We start from the raw sequence: 19690 nt of genomic DNA, 5'->3' as shown, positions 1-19690 counted from the left end.
AAACTAATAGGCTTGGATATGCTAGTTAGAATTATGACAGATACTAAACAGGATTTTGTATATCCGACTGTCTGGGTCGCATACAAACCCAAAGATGAACAGCATACTGACCATCATCGAGTCAAGCAAATCGTGCGGTGTGAAGACGCTCTCGATGTAATCGAGCGAAAACACCACATCAAACAGTTACACGGAAGCAAAGCCGAACTCGAACCTCTTCACGAATACATCGAAGAGTATGGGCCAACGGAAGGGTACTACGAATACAGTCTCATCGAACGACTGGTAGACCTCATCAACCTTGTTCAAGACGAAATCAACGACCCGTCCAGGGATACGGTCGAGTTCGTCGGTCTCCTCGAAGATGTGCGTGATGAGATTTTAGAGACTTACACGGTCGTAGAGTTATTCTACGGGCTTCGGGATGATGACGACGATGTATCGACGCCAACAGATGACGAGTATATTCTCAACTTCCTCGATGAGTTGTATGATGAATCCGAGGTACAGTCTAGTGAAGTCCTCTATGATGAAGTTCTCGAACTTGCCGATGCTGAATCGGGTGAGGCGTATGCGTAACCCTATCGACCGACTTCGAGTATATCTTGGAGATGAAATTACTCGAATTTGTGGAGGTGAGAAGAAAGTCGAAGCAATACGGCGAAAACGAGAATCTGATAACAAGTACGCTTCACTAGATGAAATCGAAGAAGAATTAGGCTCGATTATTGGAGACACGATGGAGATTTATTGGACTCGGGTTTTCGATGATGAATCTCCTTGGATAGAAGTGTATGAGAAAAACCCAGAATTTTATGTTATAAATCCGATTTCTTACTCCTGGAAGTTCGAAACCCCAGATAGGGACTGTCGGCGTTTCATCCGAAAGGATGAACTTGAAACAGTCTCAGTTGAGGTAGAACCAGACAATCCAGAACGCACGCCCGAAACTGAACTCTCTGACCAACTGCCACGGTCTCACATCGAAATCGTAGAGTGGGAACTTGAGTATCGAGATGATGGTCAGAAGTATGTCATCGGCTATTGGGAGGATAAGACTGATTTCTTCGGCTTTGGACGAACGGAGATGTTTTCCCTCCCGTTAGAAGAATTCGAGCATCCAGAGGTCTTCGAACAATCAATCACCGAACAGCGAAACCACATCGACCTGAACACGGTCGTCAACTTCTCCGATGATTCGTCGGGTGATGCGTATGCGTAAAGACCATCTCTTCTTATGGAGTATCTCTCTCCTCGTCTTCCCTGTCATCGTCTATCTTGTCTTCGGGACGGTCGAACATGTCGGCGCTTACTATCTGGGGAGCGTGATTGGCGGCGGCCCAGCTCTCGTTATCACCAACTGGATTCTCAAACGATTCGACTTCCTCGACTATCTATTCTTAGTTGGTGGTGTGAGCGTCTGTCTCGTTTTACTCGGCGTCACCATCAGCTCAGTTGTGATAACTATCATCGGGATAGTGTTTGCTGTCTACCCCATCGGCCACACAACCTACTCGATGTTCTACGCTGGCGCTGATGAGCAGACTCGGGATGAAGAAGTTGCTGAATCCTAACTCCCAAGACAGACCTGTATTTTCTAAGATATAGTATAATAGTATAATAGTAGAATAGCTAATTAGCTATTTTCTTAGCTATTAGCTATTTTATTATTAGTAGTATAGTAGTGGTTTGCGTGTGAGCGGGTGAGATATCTTCATATCTTGTCTCAACTCGTTGTGCAGTTTCTTTCATAGTATTTCTTTTCGGGGTAATCCCTTTAACCCCTCAACACATATACATATATATGATGAGTCAGACTACTGATGAATCCGACGCACGAACCGTATACGACAAGACACTCTCCCTCAAAAACGGACGAGTTAAAATCAACTACACAGCAACACTCCACGCTGACGGCACACTTAACACAGAAAACCAGATGACCGTAGACGGACAAAACATCGATTCAGATTGGTTTTACAAAGAGATGCACGGTGAGGACGATGTACTCAAATTCTGGAACGATGTTGAAATTGATGGTCAGGAAGTTAGTGGTGTCCAACTCCGCCGAGCAGATGACCGCCAACAAGTCCAGCAGATAGAATCTGAATTTGGTCAAATCGTCGCAGTATACGACTATGTTGATGATGTTGATGCGATGCTCTCAGACCTTGACGCTGGTGAGCGACAGTTTGTGTACGACAACACACAGGGTTGTGACGATTACAACAAGGAGTGTAGCACAGACAAGGTAGAGTACTACCTTTGCGCTGACGGCTCCGTGGAGACCGAGCGTGTCCACCTCCACTAATCTAAGCGTTTCTCAGGTGATGGCTGAAACACGCCCGACGGTTCGATTCCGTCAACGCTCCTTATGTCAGCTCAAACAAAACCTGACGACAGTACAGCAAGCAAACAACACGAAGGCACAGTCACCTTCGTCAGCGAAGAATCTGACCTATTCGGATTCATCTCCGTAGACGACCTCGAAGAAGATGCGTTCTATCATATCGAAGATGTTGGCCTCACCCGAGCCACAGAACTCGAAGAAGGCGACGAAGTAATCGTCCAACTCGACTTCAACGGCAAAAGCCCACGATGCACCAACCTCGAACTCGCTAACAATCCAACAGACCTCGACCCGAACGAGCAGCTCGACCTCGAAAAATTCGAACGGCTCCGACGAGACTCCCAGAAAGTCCTCGATGTAACAATCGGTGTCGGTCGCCTTGATGACGACAGCCCACAAGTCCGACTCTACAATTACAACAACCGCATCGGAATCTTCGCCTACACAGACGGCACACGCTCCGATTACTGGACGATTTCACGGAGAGAGATGGAAGACCCGTACCTAAGCGAATACTTCGAGAACGAACTCTCTGGACTCGTTAACGAAGAACTCCTGGTCGAGGTCTCCACAAACGCTGTAGGAGCAACAGTCGAACGGATGTTCGAACCATACGAGTTCGAGTATCAATTCGTCCGCCAGTAATTCGACCGCTTTCTATTTCTTTTCGGGACAATCCCTTTAACCCCTCAATACATATAAATATATATGATGACACAATCAACTAAAGAGAGTACAGATTCGGAACCAATCATCTTCGAGTATGCGAAATACGATACGATGAAACGACGCTATGAGACTCGCTACACTATCGTCTACGACGACCACGCAGAATTCATCGTCTATATCGACGGCGAACTAGACGAGCAACGAGAACACGATTTCTCCGACCTCGACGGGAGTTACCTCCACGGTAGAGAGTGGACGATTCAAACCCGAGACGATGTTCTCGATTACTTCTCAGAGCATCATAATTACGAACAGACAGACAACCCAGACCACGACTTCGACCTCGGAGGTGATTATCCTGATGCTCTATGAGTCAGACGACGCTAGTTCCGTATATTGGCGGGAAGACTCGTCTAGCGGATTGGATTATCTCCCAGTTTCCTGAACACAGAATTTACTGTGAACCGTTCGGTGGTGGGGCGTCCGTACTCCTCAACAAGCAACGGTCATACTCTGAAGTCTACAACGATGGGTATTCCCACATCGTCCACTTCTTCGAGATAGTCAAAACACGGCCCGACGAACTTGTTGAAGCGATTCAACTGACACCATACTCCCGAGAACTCTATCAGGAGTACCAGCAGGAACTCATCAACGGCGAGTATCCTGACGATGGTGTTGAACGAGCAGCTCGATTCTTCCTCGTGGCAACTGCTTCGATGCAGGCCGACCTAACAAGTCTTAACGGGTTCAAAGCATCCCGTAGTGGAAATCGTGCCCGAACTTGGGAGAAGAAGAAAGACCATGTGTATGATGTAGCAGAACGGCTTCGTGGAGTTATCCTAGAGAATCGAGATTATCAGGCAGTCATCGAGAAATATGATACCGACGAAACGCTGTACTACCTTGACCCGCCGTATGCCCGAGGTGACGATTATTACAATCACGACGGCGAGTTTGACCACGACCGTCTTCTCAACACACTCCAAGACATAGACGGGTACTTCCTACTCTCATATGGGAACGAGATTCCGTTCGACCTTCCCGACGGATGGTATGTGATTAGCGAAGAGTCAGTCGTCCAGGATACGAATTCTACAGAAGCGGATGAAGTACTGATTTCGAATTTTGACCCGACAGAAGTTGAGTCGTGGACAGGCCCATCCGACCGTATTGACTTCGACTGGGATAGTAGCCAATAGTTCTGAGAGCACAGGTCGGCTTGGGGAGTATCGTATTCGTGTGGATAGTCGTCGGTATCATCTTGGAAAGTAAAAGCTCAACTCGTTTAGCTAAACTATCAAATAAAGTACCTATATTACCCTGGAGTGTCTCGATACTGATGTGCCAGGAACATCTTCAGACGGACAGCGAAAAGACGATAAACTCGACCACCAACCATCTGCACAAGCGACTACGCATCACGCATGACTAACTCACATCAATCTACTATCGAAGGCGTCGTAACGGACGACGACAGTCTTGAATCGTATAACTGGACTTTCGAATCTTCCGACACGCAGTACCTCACGCACGGACTGCACAACTACCCTGCTCGGATGATTCCCAAGATTCCCGATACGCTTCTCGGACACTACAAACAACAGGGCGTCATCGAAGAGGGCGACCTTGTATACGACCCGTTCAGCGGGAGTGGGACGACCGCTGTCGAAGGACGATTACACGGTCTCAACGCCGAAGGGAACGATATCAATCCGTTCGCCGTGATGCTCTCCGAGGCGAAGTCTATCCCGTTAGAGCGTGGTAGTCTGAGTGAGGCTCGGGATGCTCTGGTTGACGGCCTGTCGGAAGACCTTCGAGAAGTGCGTGAAGCATACGAGGAAGACGGAGAAGTGTCGTGGTTGGAGATGCCCGATGTGCGTGATGGTTGGTTCCCCGAACCGCAGCTCCACGAACTAACCGCTCTCCGAGACCGCATCGATTCGGTTGACGATGAGTTTGGAGAGGCGTATGCACGCTTCTTCCGCATCGTTCTCTCCCACACGACCCGTAAGGTATCCTACCAGCGTAACGGCGAGTACAAGCGTTACAGGCTTGCCGAGGAAGACCGAGAAGACCACAATCCCGATGTGGAGGCTATCTTCACGAAGAAACTGAAGCGGAACATCGAGAAGATGCGGGAGTACTCGAACCGTGTAGACCACGACCTCGACACGACCATCCACTACTCCGACTCCCGCTCTGCAGTTGATGATGTTGGCGAGAATCAAGCCGATATCGTCATCACCTCGCCTCCATACGGCGACCACCAGACCACGGTTGCCTATGGGCAGTTCTCGCAAGACCCTGCTCTCCTCACAGGCAAAGTCACCTACGACGAGATGAAGGATGTGGACAAGACAGGGCTTGGCGGGCGGTATGATGTTCTCGAACCGCTCTCTGAGTTGGAAGAATACTCGGAGACACTCAAAGTCACGCTCGATACGCTTCGGGAGAAGGACGGGCGTGCAGAAGATGCGATGGACTTCTTCAGGGATTACTACGCCGTGATGGAACAGGTGGCCGAAGTCACCAAGTCAGGTCAGCCTGTGGCGTGGGTTGTCGCCAATCGGACGATGAGCCGAGTGAACATCCCGACGCACCTCATCACCCGAGAGTTGTGCGAGCATCTCGGCTACGAGTTCGATGTTAATCTCCCAAGAGAAATCCCGAACAAGACGCTTCCGTGGGAGAACGCCCCTGAGAACATCGAGGGAACGAAAGGGAATCTGATGGCGAACGAGAATATCGTTATTCTCAGAGCGCCGTGACCACTTAACTCAGAAGTCGCTGAGTCCTTGCTGTGGGTCTTCGGTGACTGTTGCGTCCCGACCGATACCGTCGATTAATTGCGAACGAGTCTCGAACGCTCTATCGAGCTTCGAGGTGTCTTTGATTCTGAACGCTGTTCCGTGATTGCGTGCGCCGCCCGAGTCCCGCAAGTGCATCCGCAGGTCGATTTTGATGATAGACTCCCGAATCAAATTCAAGAATTCGGCGGCGTCGAACCCCTCCAGGTAGAACGCTTCGTTGTACCAGAAGTACTCATCGCCGTCGATAGTTTGCGTGTCCGCTTCCACGAGAACCATCTCGGGGAACTTCTCTTCGTAGGTGTCTCGCAGGTAGTCGAGCGGGTATGTGGCGATTATACCGTCGTCTTCGTGTTCGATGTGGACACCTTCTTCGTTCGTGACCGTGCGGAAGCCCTGGTTGTTGTACTCATCCACATAGAGTGTGACCTTGAGTGCGGGCCGTCCGTCATCGTCTTCATACCCGTACTTCTCCACGAGCGACGACGCCCACAGTTCTCTGGAACCTCGGGGTGGTTCTTTCGTGAACAGAGTCATCATACTACCCGAGTCCCGTCGGGCGGACTTCAGCTCGACACCAGCAGCGTCAGGACCAGGGATGTTGTTCTCCTCGATACCGAGTAGGTCTTCGAGCGTTTTACCGATGCCCGTATTCCCACTCCGATGGGATTTGACATATCCCATATTCTCTATCTCTTCGAGTTTTTCTACGAACTCATCGAACGATTCGAAGTTGCCGTGCATCTGTCCCGATGGTTTAGCTCAATAGCTTTAGCTTTTGCCACCAGAGTATCACTCCAGGTAGAAAGTCAACACACTACTTGTCAAGGATTAATTATATAGGACTCGACAATAGTGTAATTAATATGATTGGATTTCTACGAAATTCAAATTTAGGCGAACAACTCACTATTGCAGCTGTCGCTCTCTTCATCGTTCTAGCGGTCGCAGGGACAACAATCCTCACCGTAGCGGCGATGAACTCCGTCGGTGACAGCGAACCAGTAGGGAACGAAACAGACGCTCAAATCTCGACAGATATCGCCTGGCTCGAAGCCACCACTAACGGCGGTTCCACCACGACCGAGATAACAGCATACAACGAGACGGGTACAATCATCTGGCAGACCGAGGTGACTAATTCTAACCTCAGTAGTGGTCTTACTGGCGCTTCTGTCGTCGGGACTTCCGAGTATGTCTATGTTGCCTCTAACAAAGAAATTTATACCCTAAACGCAAGCACGGGCAATCTCACCAACAGAACCGATAACTATGTGACGCAACTCGCTCTCGACCCATCAGACAATCTCCTCACCAGCGTAAGCCACGAGAGTCAGTCGCTCTCTAAAGATACTATCTACAGTATCGATAAAAACGCTACAATCACCGTTGACAACGCATCCTATGACGGTACGGGTAATATCTCTACTACTACGGACAAGACCATCTCAGTAAGCTCCTACGAGTCGGATACTATTAACACACTCAACGGAAACGAGAACGATATCCTTGCGGCGACGGATGAGTATGTCGTCGTCAGCGTGTATACCAACAGAACAGACGACCCCTATGATATGCATATCGTAGACCGCTCTACAGGTGATTCCGTCTACGAGATTCAATATACTCACCCAAGCTATGTGCAGAGAGCAGTCGTCAAACCAAACGGAACGATTGTCCTCAACGCTCAAATCAAGCCAGAATCATCCGCTCAGGGTGATATCAACGAAACCTTCGTCGAGTTCGACACGGACACTGGAACGGTCGTTACAGAGGTAACTAAAAACTCTCAAAATTTAACTCACGATTTTTTTCGCAACGGCTGGATAGCTAACCTGACCTTCACTTCTCTCGGAGAATTTGATGTGACTATCAATAAAGCGACTGTATATGAATATAACCACTCATATCAGATATCTATCTACGACCAATCAGGAGCTAAAATCTACCAAAACGACTCTGCTGAGTTTGGGCATAATTATATCGACGCATACGGCGGGACATACGATATCAAGGTAGACGGCCTCGGGTTGAGAGAACAGCGAGTCAACGACACAACCATCTACCACGCACGGACAAACACGGAAAAATTCTCTATGGAATATGTCGGAACAGGATATCTCAACATCACCAGCGTAAAAGACAAAAACAGTACTGAACTCGAAAACTTGTCTGTCCAAATTAACGATTCTGCGGGCGAATCAGTATACTCAGCTTCGAATACGACAGCCCCAGTCGAGACCGAGTTAACTGCAGGAGAATCATATACAGTAACGATTAGCAAGCCTGGGTATTTTACTGAGTCCAAATCAATCTCAATCTCAGAAAACAACACGACTCAGATATCGTTCAGACTCTCTGAAAAAACAGATTCAACGAACACAACGAACGATTCTGATGGTGGGAGTACTATTATCGGTGGTGGCGGAAGTTCCGATGGATTAAGCTCGAATATGAATATAATCCTCTACGGAATCGGTGGCGGCAGTAGTTTCTTATTCTTACTCTTGCTCGCTCTCTACTCAGCTCGCAAAGCCCGACAAGGATTCTAACTCTTCAGAGAGCACAGGTCGGCTTCGGACTTCTTGTTAAAACTCCGACATATTTTTAGATGCGGAGAAGAGTATTTTTCGTATGGTAAATTTCTCGAAATTACTCGCCTTATCTATCATCGCACTCTTACTCGTCGGCACGGTCGGCCCGACGATGTTCGTAGGCGATGTAACAGCAGCAGATAGTAGCCCTCCAGACGAAGCCGCAGACCTTCTCGTCTTTACTGCCTTCGAAGATAAGAACGGAACGCCCGTCAAAGATACAGTCTACGCCGTAGACCCGCAAACAAACGAGACCGCTTGGGCAACAGCACTCAACGCTTCTGGAACAGGAAACGAATCAGCAATTACAGTCGCCACCGACGAATCCGCTGACAAAATCTACGCTCTCACAATAGGAGATAACAATACTGTCAGAGCATACGCTATCAACTTCTCTGGCGGAATTACAGAATCACACAAACTCAATCTCACAACCGACCAACTCGGACGATTTGCTCAAGCTAATAATTCGACCTTCTACTTTAACACACCCGACAGAACCTACAAATTCAATTTCGAGTCGGATTCGATGACGGAGATGTACACATACGAGATGACGCCTGTAAAGGCGTACTCGATGGGTCTCCAAGACGGTCAACTCCAACAAGCCGCTTACAGCCCTGACCTCAATACGACCTTCATCTACGATGGGACGAATCAGACTGATAACTTCAAGGAATCAGTTACTCGAATTCAGTATACAAGTCAAGGGTATGTCTATCAGACTGGAGGCGAATCGTATCTCGAATTCCGCAAGAACGGGAACACCACATGGTCGTATGTAGAACCAGATTATAACCTTCGAGCAGCTGCATCAGATGGAAGCAAAGTCTACGCCTCTGTTGGCGATGAATTGAGAAAGTACGGCACGACCGCTAACTCAAACGAAACAGTACTCCACACAGCCAATCCATCTAACGAGACCTCACACCGACTCTCCACGCTTGAATACGATTCAGGATACCTCCACAACTTCGAGACTCGGCAGGGAACGAATCTTTCCACGGATACACCCACGCTCATCTACCGCCTCTACAACACAAGCACGGGAGACCTCGTTTATGAGACTAAGATATCCCACGATTCGAATTATCATCGGTCGGTGGCCGTCGTTAGAGATGATGGGAGTTCAACTGTTATTGCAGGCGGCAGTGAAGAATACACGCTCGCAGATATCCTTAGCGAGTATCTCCCATCGATGGAACTCATACTCGGGATTCTCGCTCTAGTCGTCATCGGCGGCATCGGACTCGCCCTCCTGTTCAAAATCTTCAAACTCCCTGTGATGATACTCCTCTACCCGTTCATCATCATCTGGAAAATATCACTATGGTTCTTCCTCCTCCCGTTCCGAATCGTCGGATGGCTCATCGACTACGCCTATCCCGACTAAAAATTATTATTCGCTGTTCTCTCGAACTTTCTCCACATACTCTTCGATGGAGAGCATCAACGAAGAATCTTCTAACGCCCATCGTAGACCGTTGAGACGAGTATCGTGTTTCTCAATATATTCGACCGCTTTATCGAGACGAGTTTGTAAGCCGTCGAGGATTTGCTTGTTGGCTTGCGTCTTGTTCTCGACTTTCTCCAGGCGGTCTTCCATCTCGTCTACCTGAGCCTTGAGTGCTACTTTCTCAGGGTCACTTTCAGACGACTTACCAAACACATCTCCGATAAGTCCTCGCTGAATCTTCGACTCGCCTTCTTCGGTTAGCTCGTGGACTCGGACTTCCGTACCGTTCGATTCTTCATACTCGTAAGAGACGAGACCTTCAGGTTCGAGCTTCTCTCTGACTGAGTATCCAATCGCTTTTGTTCCGATTCCCGTCGAAGATTTGAGTTCAGTAGTACTCAGCGGGCCGTCTTCTTTGTACAACGATTCTAAGATATCTTCTTCTCGTTTCGTGATGTTCATAGTATAATATAGCAACTCCAACCCTACTAATCCTTTCAAACAAACTACAATTATTTGCACCCGATTGTAACGATTCGGAGACTGTGAATTCAGTTACGACACTAATAGACAGGATAAGACCCGAGTAGAGGGGAGAGAACAGAGACGAGATATGATAGAGCAGAGAAGGAGAATAAGGATGCAGAAAATAGGGGAACACAGACTCAAGAAGAACAGGAGAATACAGGATTAGGAGAGAAGAGAGAAGACCGACGATAGGATAGATAGCGAGTTACGAGATAAGATAGGTCGAATAGAATAAAGAAGATTAGTTGATTTTGAAGCTAGAGTAAAACACTACATAGTAAAAATTGTCAATTATTAATAAAATTGTCAATTGATAATATGGTTAATAATAGTTACTTCTTAGTTGTGTGGAGTACACCTTCATCATCTTCATACAGCGTATCATCTTCAAGCCGCTTATCAACAGCCCACTGAATTGTCTGCTGGTCGAGCTGGTTATTCATCACGACTCGTCGTTCCACTTCTCCCCGAGTTGGTTCATCATCTTCTGTATGATGGAGGGCTTCAACAGCATCAACGACTTTCTCCATCGCTTCTGTCTGTTCTTCTGACCGTCCAGACCAGAGCATCGATTTGTCAATATTAGCGTCGGCTAGTTGGTTGACGGAGCCGACGAACATCTCGAAGCCTTTGGAGAGGTCTTCTTTTTGGATTTGGTCGTGTCCGTTTAGGCGGGCGGATACGGCTGCGATACGGTTGACTGTTTCAATATTACGCAGGTCGATGTTGTCCGAGTTATCTTCTCGGAGTTCAGCGAATTTATCTGCGATGTGTTCTGCTTCTTCTTCACCTGGAGGTGCAGGTTCTTTCTCCTTGAGGAATTCAACGAATTTCCCGAACTCGGATTTGCTGAGGCGGTCGTGGTCAGGGTCTTCAGCAGCTGCTTCTTGGTAGCGGTTCATCACGGCCATCGCTTTCTCTCGGTCGGCATCTTCATCTTGAGAGTCTTGGATGATGTAGATGAGGTCGAATCGAGATAGAACAGCAGGGTCGAAATCGTACTGTTCATCGAGCGGTTCGTGTTCATCAAACTTCCCGTCGATAGGGTTCGATGCTGCAAGGAACGAACCGTCGGTCGTGAATTTCTGCTTCCGAACATCTCCCATCGTGATGGTGTGACTCTGAGATTCGAGGGCACTCTTCAGTTTAGAGATATCCTCGGTCTTCATATCAGCGAGTTCGTCAACCATCACATCTCGGTATCTAAAGTACGGACCAGCGTGAGCGTACCACTTCCCTGTTCGTTCGTCCTTCATCGCCATCCCGAGCAATCCTGCTTTACTGGTTGCTCCACCTTCAGAGAGCATCGACTGTGAAACTGCATCCTCAACGAAATCGAGAATCTGCGTCTTTCCAACGGCAGGGTCTCCGATAAGTGGGATGTTGAGGTCTGGTCGGTCCATCCATGAGATGTTGCCAGATACAGTAGCGTACAGGACGCCTTGTTTTGCGTCTCGGATATCTTCACCGACGATGTGTGGGGCGAGGGAGTTGTGTAAGACTTGTTCTGCGTTTCCTGAATCCACAATCTTCTGGAAGCGTTCTCGTTCCTCTTCCGAGAGGCTATAGGATTCTCGTTCGTTGTCGATTCCGAGGACGACCAGTTCCCGCTCCTGGGTAAGGTCGTTCTGATTGTCTCTGTAGCGTTGTGGGATGGCCGTGATTGTGACGCTCTCCCCGACCTCTACGCTGTCGAGGAAGGGATGGAATAAGTGAGCATCAATCTCTTCGCCCTGTCGGTCAGCAGTTGCCTCATCAGAGAGTTTGATGATTTGGTGGTCTTTGACCGTTGACTGTTCTTCGAGGAGGACGAAGTTGGAGTTGGCAGAGTTGTTGCACTCTTCGTTCACACAGATACTTGGGTGTCGGAGCTGGTCGGTGACGACCTTCTGTGACCGTTCGTTCCGAGTACCACACTTAACGCATCGGAAGATGGCGTGCGTCATCACATCGTGTTTCGGGTATACTTGGTCAACGGACGCTGTGATGTGGACGAGGGTGCCCACATCGTCACTCATCGTTTCATCAATCCGTTTCCCGTCTGCATCATCGCTGGTGAATCGGATGTACTGTGTAACTTCTTCTCCGTCGAACTCTGGGTGTGCTTCAAGATGTTCTTCCGCCGCAATCTCTAAGTTGAAGAGTGCGCCTGTTGGGTCTCGCTGGAAGAGTTTATCGAGGTCTTTCTCCATCGCAACGCACGCATCCCAATCAATCTCGATTGTCTGCGTCCGTTCGTCAGAGTCGTAACTGTATGTAATAGTGTTCCAATCTTCAAGCTGTGCTCTGAGGGACTTTACAAGTCCTTCGTTCCGTTCTGGTTCTGTATCGATTAGTTGGTCAATCATAATTATAGGTCAAGGTTTTCTGTTAGGTCGTTTGATTCATCACCTCCGTTGAGTCGTACAAACTCGTCATCGAGGTAGTCGGTCGGTTCCACTTCATCGGCACGAGAGCGTGCCATATCGTACACTTCTTCGACAGTCGTCACTTCATCGTCAAGTCGGATAATTGTCTCCACATCGGATTCTGTGAGTTTGTCGAAGTTGAGCTGCTCTTGGTTCGGGTCGAGAGCGAAGTATGAAGCGATGCGGTTGATAGCGGACTGCAACCGTGCTTCGTCTTCCTCTTCTTCTTCCTCCCGCTCTTCGAGCTTCTTTTTCAAGTGTTCGAGTCTCGCTCGTTTTGCATCGAGTTTTGACTGCTTCTCCTCGATTTCGTTTGCGAGACTCTCAATAGTATCTTCGAGTTGGGAAATTTGCTCTTCGAGGCCGCCTGGCTGAAGGTGGTGTCCTTCTCGAATACACTTCGAGGTCGAGATACCCATCTGGTCAGCAATCTCGTCTGCCCGTTCGTACTCCGACTGAGGCATCGAAACTGAGACGCTAACTGCTTCGTCGTTAGTAGCCATCACCTCCACGGGCGACTACACCCAATCTTGGATAGACTTGTCTAACTTCCGATACTTTTTTAAACCGTGCGTGCGTATGCTTATGTGATTGTGTCATAATTTCTATTAATTTTCTAATTCCGTGAGTTACTTCTCTGCCTGTTCTGCGTCTGCAACCTGAGATGGAGAGACGAGCATCCGTGGTTCGAGAACGAACTTAGGCTCGCCATCTTCGAGGATGAACTTCATCTCGACCGCTTCAACATCACAGTCGAACTTCTCTGCAATTTCATCTCTCCATCGCTTCGGAATCGTCGTCTGCCCCGAATCGTTGAGGTTGGCTTTCTTGCTGTCTTGTACTACTGTCGTAGAGTTTGAGTTATCTGACATATCTACATATTGTTATATGTGGTGAGGGGTTAAAAGGGTTATCCCCAGAAGAATTTTTGTGAAATAATCTAACCGTCGATGGTTTACTAACCCTACAAGATATAGAATTATTTACACTATGTCACTTACCAACTTAGATATGCAGAGTGTGGCCGAACAGATTATTGAACGACCTTCGGATTTCGATGCTAACGAGATAATCGATGTTATCGACCAGCTCGAAGACGATTATCGTGAAGACGAGTTACACGATATCTTGATTGAAGAACTCGAACGAAGAGACGAGACCGTGGATGACGATTATCACTTCTCCCACGACCCGATTCTTGGATAGACTCTTTTTCAAAACACCACTATACTACTATACTAACAAATAGCTAATAGCTAAGAAAATAGCTAATTAGCTATTCTAGTAAATACTATACTATACTGTTATTCTAAAAGCAGAAAATAGGGATATTCAATCGTCGGACTTCTTGTCTCGGACTAGTCGAACGAGGTCTCCTAAATCCATCCAGTCGTCTCCGTCTTTCGTGTCGTATTCGCACTTCACCGTTCCTCGGTAGTTCTGGGACGGACGGCCTTGCACCCACTCTGGATTGAAAGGTTCGCAAACTTCAACGACTGTTTCTCCTTGCCAGATGCCGATGAGTTCGAGTCCGTAGAGGTCTCGTTCGTAGCGAGGGAGGTCTTCCCAATCGCCTACATATACGCATCGCAGGAGAATATACAAGTCGTGTGGGTAGTCTTCGATATCGTTGGGAACGAGAAGGTCTCGTTTGTTGTCCCCGATTACGGTTCGAGTTTTTACATCGACGGACACGCCGTCGAGCAGAAAATCAGGTTCGGTTTTGCCACCGAGATGTTCGACTTCAAAATCAGTTTGGTGTTTGACGAGCCTATGAAAGAACGCTTCACCGATATCACCAATCCAACCGTCGAATTTTCGTTCTTCGCCTGTTCGTCCGTAGTCTTCTGAGCCTTCGTAGCCTTCTGGGGTTGCTTGTTCGATATCCGATTCGAGTAACTGTTTCGCCTTTGCAGGCGTCTTGGCTGATTGTGCCATAGTATCATATTCTTTATATTTTATCCCTAAAGGGTTAATTGTGCGGAGATAAACTCCGAAATATATTTGGGCGTCCAACAGCGTTGTATAATTGTATTGTTATGTCAACAATTACAGATATTCTTACACGAGTTGAATCGTCTTCTGCGAAACTGATTGTCTTGTACTTGCACAAGGTCGGGACGGCGACGGTCTCGCAGATTGCAGACTACCTTGATATGAAGAAGATGAGCGTGTATTCCGTTCTCGAACAATTGCGAGATAAAGAGATTCTCGCCCGATTAGAACACTCTCACGCTGACTACTGGACTTTCAAAGAAATCCAACTCCACTAAACTACTTCGAGAATTATGTACGGAAAAGGTCATCAGGGACTCGCTATGTTGCTTTTCGCTCCGATACTGTTCGGTCTCCTCTACATCAAGATGTATGTCGTGGCCGCCATCGGATTCTTCGTCTGCATCGGTCTCGCTACTTACCCTGATATCGACTGGTCGCTTCCCTTTGTGAAACACCGAGGAATCACGCACACGCTATTCGGAGCGGTAGTGTTGGCTATCGTCTTCGGAGTTGGCGTGTATCTACTGATGCCGAAACTCCCGAGTATTCTCGTAGAGATGATATCGATTAGTCGAGGCTGGCTCGCTCTGATTGTTGGAGCGTTCGTCGTTATCGCTATCGTGTTTCACCTAATCGGGGACTGGCTCACGAAATCTGGAATCCAACCGTTTTCCCCGATGAAGAAAACTCGCTATGCAGCTGGTGTGACGACCTCAGCAAACCCGTTCGTTAACATCGTCCTGTATTTCATCGGGCTGTTTGCGATTGGAACCGTCATCTATCTCAGTATTTTCTAAAAACTCCGACATATATTTAGTGTTGAATATTAAACAAGATAGTATGAAGTTGCTACAATCAACTCCAGAAATTCCAGAAGTACCGAGTGCTCCAGATATGCCAAATATGCCAGATGTGCCTAATATGCCGAGTTTACCCGACGCAGTACCAGATAGTCTCCCAGACCCAGTACCAGATTTTGTGTCGGATGTAGTGCCGCTTATGATTGATTCGGTCGATGTACTCGCATCGTTCCCGTTCTAAAAGTTGGTTTTCTCGATAATAATCTCGTTCACCCTACACTCAACACTATCAGATTCATCCAACGCCCGTAACGCTCACACGCTCTCTAATTGCTAAATTCTACGAGTTCTAAACTTCTATCGTACAAATTCGGAAAGTAGAAGCGTTCTCTGTCATCCCTGAGCAGACCTGTGCTCTCTGGCTATGCGGGCGTCACTTCGAAGATGTTGTCACACTTATAGCAACTATGGTAGACAAACCCGTCTGCTTCCAGGCGGTAGATTTTGTTCACTTTGATATCTTTTCCACACGATGGACAATTTGGATAGCGTCCCATGTCGAGCTAAGCTTCGCTCTTCCCTACATATAACCTGGGTTATATTGTATAAAAACAGTAGATGATTATCGCTGACGGTCTCGGATGATGGGGATGGGTTTGATTGACTGTCCGACGATTCCTTTGGCTCGCAATCGCTTACTCCGCAGAAATCCAGGAGATTTTGTCTCAGGCGGGCAAAGCGAGTCGCCCTCTATTGCATCTTGAGCGTCATCGGGATGTTGTACCCACTCTCCTCGTTCTTCATCGTAAGTCTTCCAGAGTATCGCATCGTAGTCGCTGTCGAGGTCGTACAAGATGTGAGCGGATGTATCGCTCACGCCTATCCGTAACAGGTCAATTTCTCCAAGATATTCAACACCATCGAGAAAGGTGTGGTGTGGGTTGTACCCGATACATCGGTCTCGGGTCTCGACTGTCTCCATAAAACCGTCTTCGGTAATTGAGATTTCGAAGTCCTCGATTGGTTCTTGGTTGAAGAAGTGATACACATCGTCGTCTCCATCCGATTCGTTTGGCTCGTCAAGGCGTGGAGAGTGTACTATGTGGTCGTTATTGGCAGTCCAACCGTGGATGGAGAGATAGTCACCTCGACCCGATGGAACGGATAGAGAGAGGACTGTGCCCGCCTCGTACCGTTTGATATAGCAGAACGCATCTATCGACTCATCGCTTACCGAGGACAGGTCGGCGTAGGGAACTACTCCCACCGCTCCGACTGACTGTAGGTATTCTCTCCGATTCATCGTTGTCTTCGACGGATTATTGGGATGTGTTCTTTCTCGCCGTTCTTGACTCCGAACAGTTTGAGCCGTCCCCGAGAACGGAGTACTGTCGGCATCGGACGGTCACACCCGCACATATTGACCCATCGAGACTCGTCAAATTTCTCGATGTATTTCTGTTCCCATCGATGTTCGACCCACTCTCCAGTTTCTTCGTCGTAGGTCTCGAAGGAGAGCCAGTCGTAGTCGTTGTCGAGGTCGAAGCCGATTTGGACGCCTGATTCAGGCAGAATTTGAATCGTGGCGAAATTCGTGTCGGCAACCTTTCTCGTATCGTGAGTGAATTCTATCCCTGGATTTCCGAGAATATTCTGTTCAGTCTTCTCGACCTCGATGCTTTCCTGTCCCCGTCGATTGATGGAGACAGTATGGGATGCGTCTCGATACTGGTGTAAAAAGTGCCAGATGTTCTTATCGTCCCGAGATTCGGTTGGGTCTTTCGCTGAGTCGAGGTAGCGATGGTCGAACTGGTCGCCGTTAGTTTCGATACTAACGCCTATACTGAGAGCGTCTACCTCATCAGGTATAACGACCGAGATTACTGTCCCTACATCGTAGCGTTTGACAAAAGCGTTTGATGCTTCTTTTATCTCGTTTACTGTAAGGCTCTCTTCTTCATCAGATGATGCACGGACTTCTGTAGTGGTCGCTATCGGGGTAAGAGCGATACTACCGACCGTTCCGATGTATTGTCTCCGTTTCATCGAAATATCCTTTCTGTGACTTCTTGGGCGATGTGCTGTCGCTTCTCTTCTCGACTTTTGAACGAGATTCCGTCGTTGTCGATTACAGCGAAAGAGTGTTCTTCGGTTGGCCCGAGTTCGTCTCTCACCGTAGCTCTCCACCCGTCTATCGTGTAAGTGTGGAAGACGAATCTCTCCGTCTTTTTGCGTCTGTACTCGACTCTTTTATCGAATAGAGACAGGAACGATGCAGCGTGATTTAGATAGTCGGGGTAAAAGAAGAGACCGCCTGCTTTCGCTCGGACTTGGTTTTCAGCTTTTTCGGTGTAGGTAACTCTCAGAGTCGGGTCGTGGCTGTAGTATGAACGGATGAGTTTCCCGACACCGAGTTTGAATTCGTTGTGTGAGACTTCGAGCGTGCCGTCTTCCACGCCGATAACGGTTGGCAATAGTCGTTTGTATTCCTCGGGAGCCAACCGCACTTCTTCAAGTGGTTCTAAGGCAGGGTGTTCGATTTCGGGATTGGGTTCGGTTTCGCTTTCTGTCTTACCTAGTGATAGTGCTGGTGTGAGAGCGATACCACCGACCGTGGTGAGGTAGTTGCGTCGTTTCATATTCTCTCCTGAACTAGTTGCTTGACGACTCTGTACCGCTCTTTCCGAGATTCAAATCCGACTCGCTCGCCGTCAATAACTACAGTACTACCTTCGTCGTCCCTATCTAGCTGTACAGTCAGCGTCCAATCATCGACCGTATACGATTCATACGCATATCCAGCATCTTCTCCACGAACCCGCCTCTCATACTCAACCCGAGTCATAACTTGTCGGAGAAATCGAACCGCACCTGAAACAGTCTCAAACCCATATCGTAAGCGACCAAAATCGACAATAACCTGCGACCTACCCTCTGTATCGGGTGGGTGTTCTGTGTATGTGATAGTTGGGTGTAGTGGGTGTTTAGAGTAAAGCGAGAAGATATGCTTCCCGAGGGATTCTATATCGTGTTCTTTGAGTTCTAATTCAATCCCTTTGATTGAATCAGGAACTCGCCGCTTGTACTGCTCAGGCGTGATGTGCCCGCTCGTATCCGTGCGAGCGAGCGACAGCGTGGGCGTGAGTGCGATACCACCGACCGATTGGATGTACTGTCTCCGTTTCATAGTCGGGATTGCACCTCTTCGTTAACCAGCTCGTTCCGTTCGATTTGGTCATCGAAGGTGAGGAGGTCTCCGTTGACCCACGCTCTATGCTTTTTACCGTTGTCTCGAAGGTCGTATTCTGTCCTAACTCGATACCCATCACTAAACTCGTAGGTGATGTATTCGAGGTAGCCGTCCCTCAGCTGTTCATATTCCACATCCACTTTCGAGAAGAATCGAGAAAGACGAGTCACCCCTTCAGAGAGTGAATCTGGATAGTGGTGTGTGCAGTACATCATCGCTATAATCTGTGGGTCGTTCTGCTCGATGTACTGTATCCCGACAGGCCACTCCGTGTCTTGATATATGGCGATGAGGAGTTTTCCCGAATTGTTCGTCTCGCCTTCGTGTACGATTCCGCCTTCGTAATTCCCTATCTGTTCGGGAATCTGCTGTCGGAACTCGTCGGGAGTGAGGCGGTCTGGTTCTTGTAGTTCGTTGAAGACACTACTGCCGACTCCGAGCGGTAGTGCGACCGATGCTCCTACTGTCGAAAGGTATGTTCGTCGTTTCATATTCTGAATCCCGTTAGTGCTGAAATCACGACTGCGACCAGATGAGCGGCAACGACCGACGCCGCCAACACACCCATCGAGTACACCGCTACATCGGGTGTGAACGCATCTGTGAAGCGTGCAATAATCGGAGTAGTCACGAATCCCGTAACTACGAGAACCGCCATAATCCGAGTTTGTAACAGCAGGACATACAGGTACGCCCAGGCGAGGGCGAGCGCCACGATAGGCACAATCCTGTAGAGGATTACGGCGGCGGTGCTGACGGCTAAGTTCAGGAAGAATAACGGGAACAACCCGAACAGCCCGACCCTATCCCTGAGTACTAACGGCATC

The 19690-nt window shown here is 48.3% G+C and carries 24 protein-coding genes; 12 read left to right on the top strand and 12 right to left on the bottom strand.

The window, feature by feature from the left end; genetic code table 11:
* Positions 1 to 33 precede the first annotated feature (33 nt).
* The 8 genes from J2753_RS07275 (at position 34) to J2753_RS07240 (ending at position 5790) form a co-directional block, all read left to right on the top strand.
* The gene (locus J2753_RS07275; RefSeq protein ID WP_209491280.1) at positions 34 to 579 is read left to right on the top strand and encodes a hypothetical protein; all 546 of its coding nucleotides are present in this window, start codon (positions 34 to 36) and stop codon (positions 577 to 579) included.
* Positions 572 to 1222: a hypothetical protein gene (locus J2753_RS07270; RefSeq protein WP_209491279.1), complete on the top strand. Its 651-nt coding sequence runs from the start codon at positions 572 to 574 to the stop codon at positions 1220 to 1222. Before J2753_RS07275 ends, J2753_RS07270 begins: the two co-directional genes overlap by 8 nt.
* Positions 1215 to 1574 carry a hypothetical protein gene (locus J2753_RS07265; RefSeq protein WP_209491278.1) on the top strand — a complete coding sequence of 120 codons (360 nt, stop codon included), beginning with the start codon at positions 1215 to 1217 and terminating at the stop codon, positions 1572 to 1574. Before J2753_RS07270 ends, J2753_RS07265 begins: the two co-directional genes overlap by 8 nt.
* Before the next feature lie 233 nt (positions 1575 to 1807).
* Positions 1808 to 2311 carry a hypothetical protein gene (locus J2753_RS07260; protein ID WP_209491277.1) on the top strand — a complete coding sequence of 168 codons (504 nt, stop codon included), beginning with the start codon at positions 1808 to 1810 and terminating at the stop codon, positions 2309 to 2311.
* 63 nt (positions 2312 to 2374) lie between these two features.
* A complete protein-coding gene (locus J2753_RS14675; protein ID WP_209491276.1) occupies positions 2375 to 2995 on the top strand; it encodes a cold-shock protein in 621 nt (206 codons plus the stop codon).
* 63 nt (positions 2996 to 3058) lie between these two features.
* Complete coding sequence (locus J2753_RS07250; RefSeq protein ID WP_209491275.1) at positions 3059 to 3391, top strand: hypothetical protein; 333 nt, start codon at positions 3059 to 3061, stop codon at positions 3389 to 3391.
* A complete protein-coding gene (locus J2753_RS07245) occupies positions 3388 to 4221 on the top strand; it encodes a DNA adenine methylase (RefSeq protein WP_209491274.1) in 834 nt (277 codons plus the stop codon). Before J2753_RS07250 ends, J2753_RS07245 begins: the two co-directional genes overlap by 4 nt.
* Positions 4222 to 4446: 225 nt before the next feature.
* Positions 4447 to 5790, top strand: coding sequence for a DNA adenine methylase (locus J2753_RS07240; RefSeq protein WP_209491273.1), 1344 nt, complete (start codon positions 4447 to 4449; stop codon positions 5788 to 5790).
* A gap of 9 nt (positions 5791 to 5799) precedes the next feature.
* Here the strand turns inward: J2753_RS07240 and J2753_RS07235 are convergent, their stop codons facing one another.
* Positions 5800 to 6573 carry an MvaI/BcnI family restriction endonuclease gene (locus J2753_RS07235; RefSeq protein WP_209491272.1) on the bottom strand — a complete coding sequence of 258 codons (774 nt, stop codon included), beginning with the start codon at positions 6571 to 6573 and terminating at the stop codon, positions 5800 to 5802.
* A gap of 122 nt (positions 6574 to 6695) precedes the next feature.
* Here J2753_RS07235 and J2753_RS07230 point away from each other — a divergent pair, with 122 nt between their 5' ends.
* Together J2753_RS07230 and J2753_RS07225 are read left to right on the top strand one after the other, a co-directional pair.
* The gene (locus J2753_RS07230) at positions 6696 to 8381 is read left to right on the top strand and encodes a PEGA domain-containing protein (protein WP_209491271.1); all 1686 of its coding nucleotides are present in this window, start codon (positions 6696 to 6698) and stop codon (positions 8379 to 8381) included.
* An 82-nt stretch (positions 8382 to 8463) separates the two neighbouring features.
* The gene (locus J2753_RS07225) at positions 8464 to 9816 is read left to right on the top strand and encodes a hypothetical protein (RefSeq protein WP_209491270.1); all 1353 of its coding nucleotides are present in this window, start codon (positions 8464 to 8466) and stop codon (positions 9814 to 9816) included.
* Between the two features lie 6 nt (positions 9817 to 9822).
* On the opposite strand, the gene J2753_RS07220 is transcribed toward J2753_RS07225, so the two are convergent.
* The 4 genes from J2753_RS07220 to J2753_RS07205 all read right to left on the bottom strand — a co-directional run bounded on the left by J2753_RS07220 (position 9823) and on the right by J2753_RS07205 (position 13687).
* Positions 9823 to 10341 (bottom strand): hypothetical protein, encoded by a 519-nt coding sequence (locus J2753_RS07220; RefSeq protein WP_209491269.1) that lies wholly within the window; start codon positions 10339 to 10341, stop codon positions 9823 to 9825.
* Positions 10342 to 10739: 398 nt separating this feature from the next.
* Positions 10740 to 12755, bottom strand: coding sequence for a minichromosome maintenance protein MCM (locus J2753_RS07215; RefSeq protein ID WP_209491268.1), 2016 nt, complete (start codon positions 12753 to 12755; stop codon positions 10740 to 10742).
* A 2-nt stretch (positions 12756 to 12757) separates the two neighbouring features.
* On the bottom strand, positions 12758 to 13318 hold the full coding sequence (locus J2753_RS07210) for a hypothetical protein (protein WP_209491267.1): 561 nt from the start codon (positions 13316 to 13318) through the stop codon (positions 12758 to 12760).
* Positions 13319 to 13444: 126 nt separating this feature from the next.
* Positions 13445 to 13687 (bottom strand): hypothetical protein, encoded by a 243-nt coding sequence (locus J2753_RS07205; protein WP_209491266.1) that lies wholly within the window; start codon positions 13685 to 13687, stop codon positions 13445 to 13447.
* Between the two features lie 139 nt (positions 13688 to 13826).
* Here J2753_RS07205 and J2753_RS07200 point away from each other — a divergent pair, with 139 nt between their 5' ends.
* On the top strand, positions 13827 to 14021 hold the full coding sequence (locus J2753_RS07200) for a hypothetical protein (RefSeq protein WP_209491265.1): 195 nt from the start codon (positions 13827 to 13829) through the stop codon (positions 14019 to 14021).
* 126 nt (positions 14022 to 14147) lie between these two features.
* Here J2753_RS07200 and J2753_RS07195 read toward each other — a convergent pair whose 3' ends face one another.
* Positions 14148 to 14753: a hypothetical protein gene (locus J2753_RS07195; protein ID WP_209491264.1), complete on the bottom strand. Its 606-nt coding sequence runs from the start codon at positions 14751 to 14753 to the stop codon at positions 14148 to 14150.
* Positions 14754 to 15103: 350 nt separating this feature from the next.
* On the opposite strand from J2753_RS07195, the gene J2753_RS07190 reads away from it, so the two are divergent.
* Complete coding sequence (locus tag J2753_RS07190) at positions 15104 to 15610, top strand: metal-dependent hydrolase (protein ID WP_281064188.1); 507 nt, start codon at positions 15104 to 15106, stop codon at positions 15608 to 15610.
* Between the two features lie 625 nt (positions 15611 to 16235).
* Here the strand turns inward: J2753_RS07190 and J2753_RS07185 are convergent.
* Genes J2753_RS07185 through J2753_RS07160 form a run of 6 tightly spaced genes read right to left on the bottom strand, consistent with a single transcriptional unit; the run spans position 16236 to position 19689 of the window.
* Positions 16236 to 16916 (bottom strand): hypothetical protein, encoded by a 681-nt coding sequence (locus J2753_RS07185; protein WP_209491262.1) that lies wholly within the window; start codon positions 16914 to 16916, stop codon positions 16236 to 16238.
* Positions 16913 to 17659, bottom strand: a complete 747-nt coding sequence (locus J2753_RS07180) for a hypothetical protein (protein WP_209491261.1) — start codon at positions 17657 to 17659, stop codon at positions 16913 to 16915. The genes J2753_RS07185 and J2753_RS07180 overlap by 4 nt, the downstream gene beginning before the upstream one ends.
* Complete coding sequence (locus J2753_RS07175) at positions 17656 to 18252, bottom strand: hypothetical protein (protein WP_209491260.1); 597 nt, start codon at positions 18250 to 18252, stop codon at positions 17656 to 17658. The genes J2753_RS07180 and J2753_RS07175 overlap by 4 nt, the downstream gene beginning before the upstream one ends.
* The gene (locus tag J2753_RS07170; RefSeq protein ID WP_209491259.1) at positions 18249 to 18800 is read right to left on the bottom strand and encodes a hypothetical protein; all 552 of its coding nucleotides are present in this window, start codon (positions 18798 to 18800) and stop codon (positions 18249 to 18251) included. Before J2753_RS07170 ends, J2753_RS07175 begins: the two co-directional genes overlap by 4 nt.
* Positions 18797 to 19354: a hypothetical protein gene (locus J2753_RS07165; RefSeq protein ID WP_209491258.1), complete on the bottom strand. Its 558-nt coding sequence runs from the start codon at positions 19352 to 19354 to the stop codon at positions 18797 to 18799. Before J2753_RS07165 ends, J2753_RS07170 begins: the two co-directional genes overlap by 4 nt.
* Positions 19351 to 19689 (bottom strand): hypothetical protein, encoded by a 339-nt coding sequence (locus J2753_RS07160; protein WP_209491257.1) that lies wholly within the window; start codon positions 19687 to 19689, stop codon positions 19351 to 19353. Before J2753_RS07160 ends, J2753_RS07165 begins: the two co-directional genes overlap by 4 nt.
* Position 19690: the final 1 nt, after the last annotated feature.

Source organism: Halolamina salifodinae, from assembly GCF_017874235.1.
In the GTDB taxonomy this organism is placed as follows: domain Archaea; phylum Halobacteriota; class Halobacteria; order Halobacteriales; family Haloferacaceae; genus Halolamina; species Halolamina salifodinae.
The sequence above is the reverse complement of the archived record's forward strand: the minus strand, read 5'-3'. Positions and strand labels throughout refer to the sequence as shown.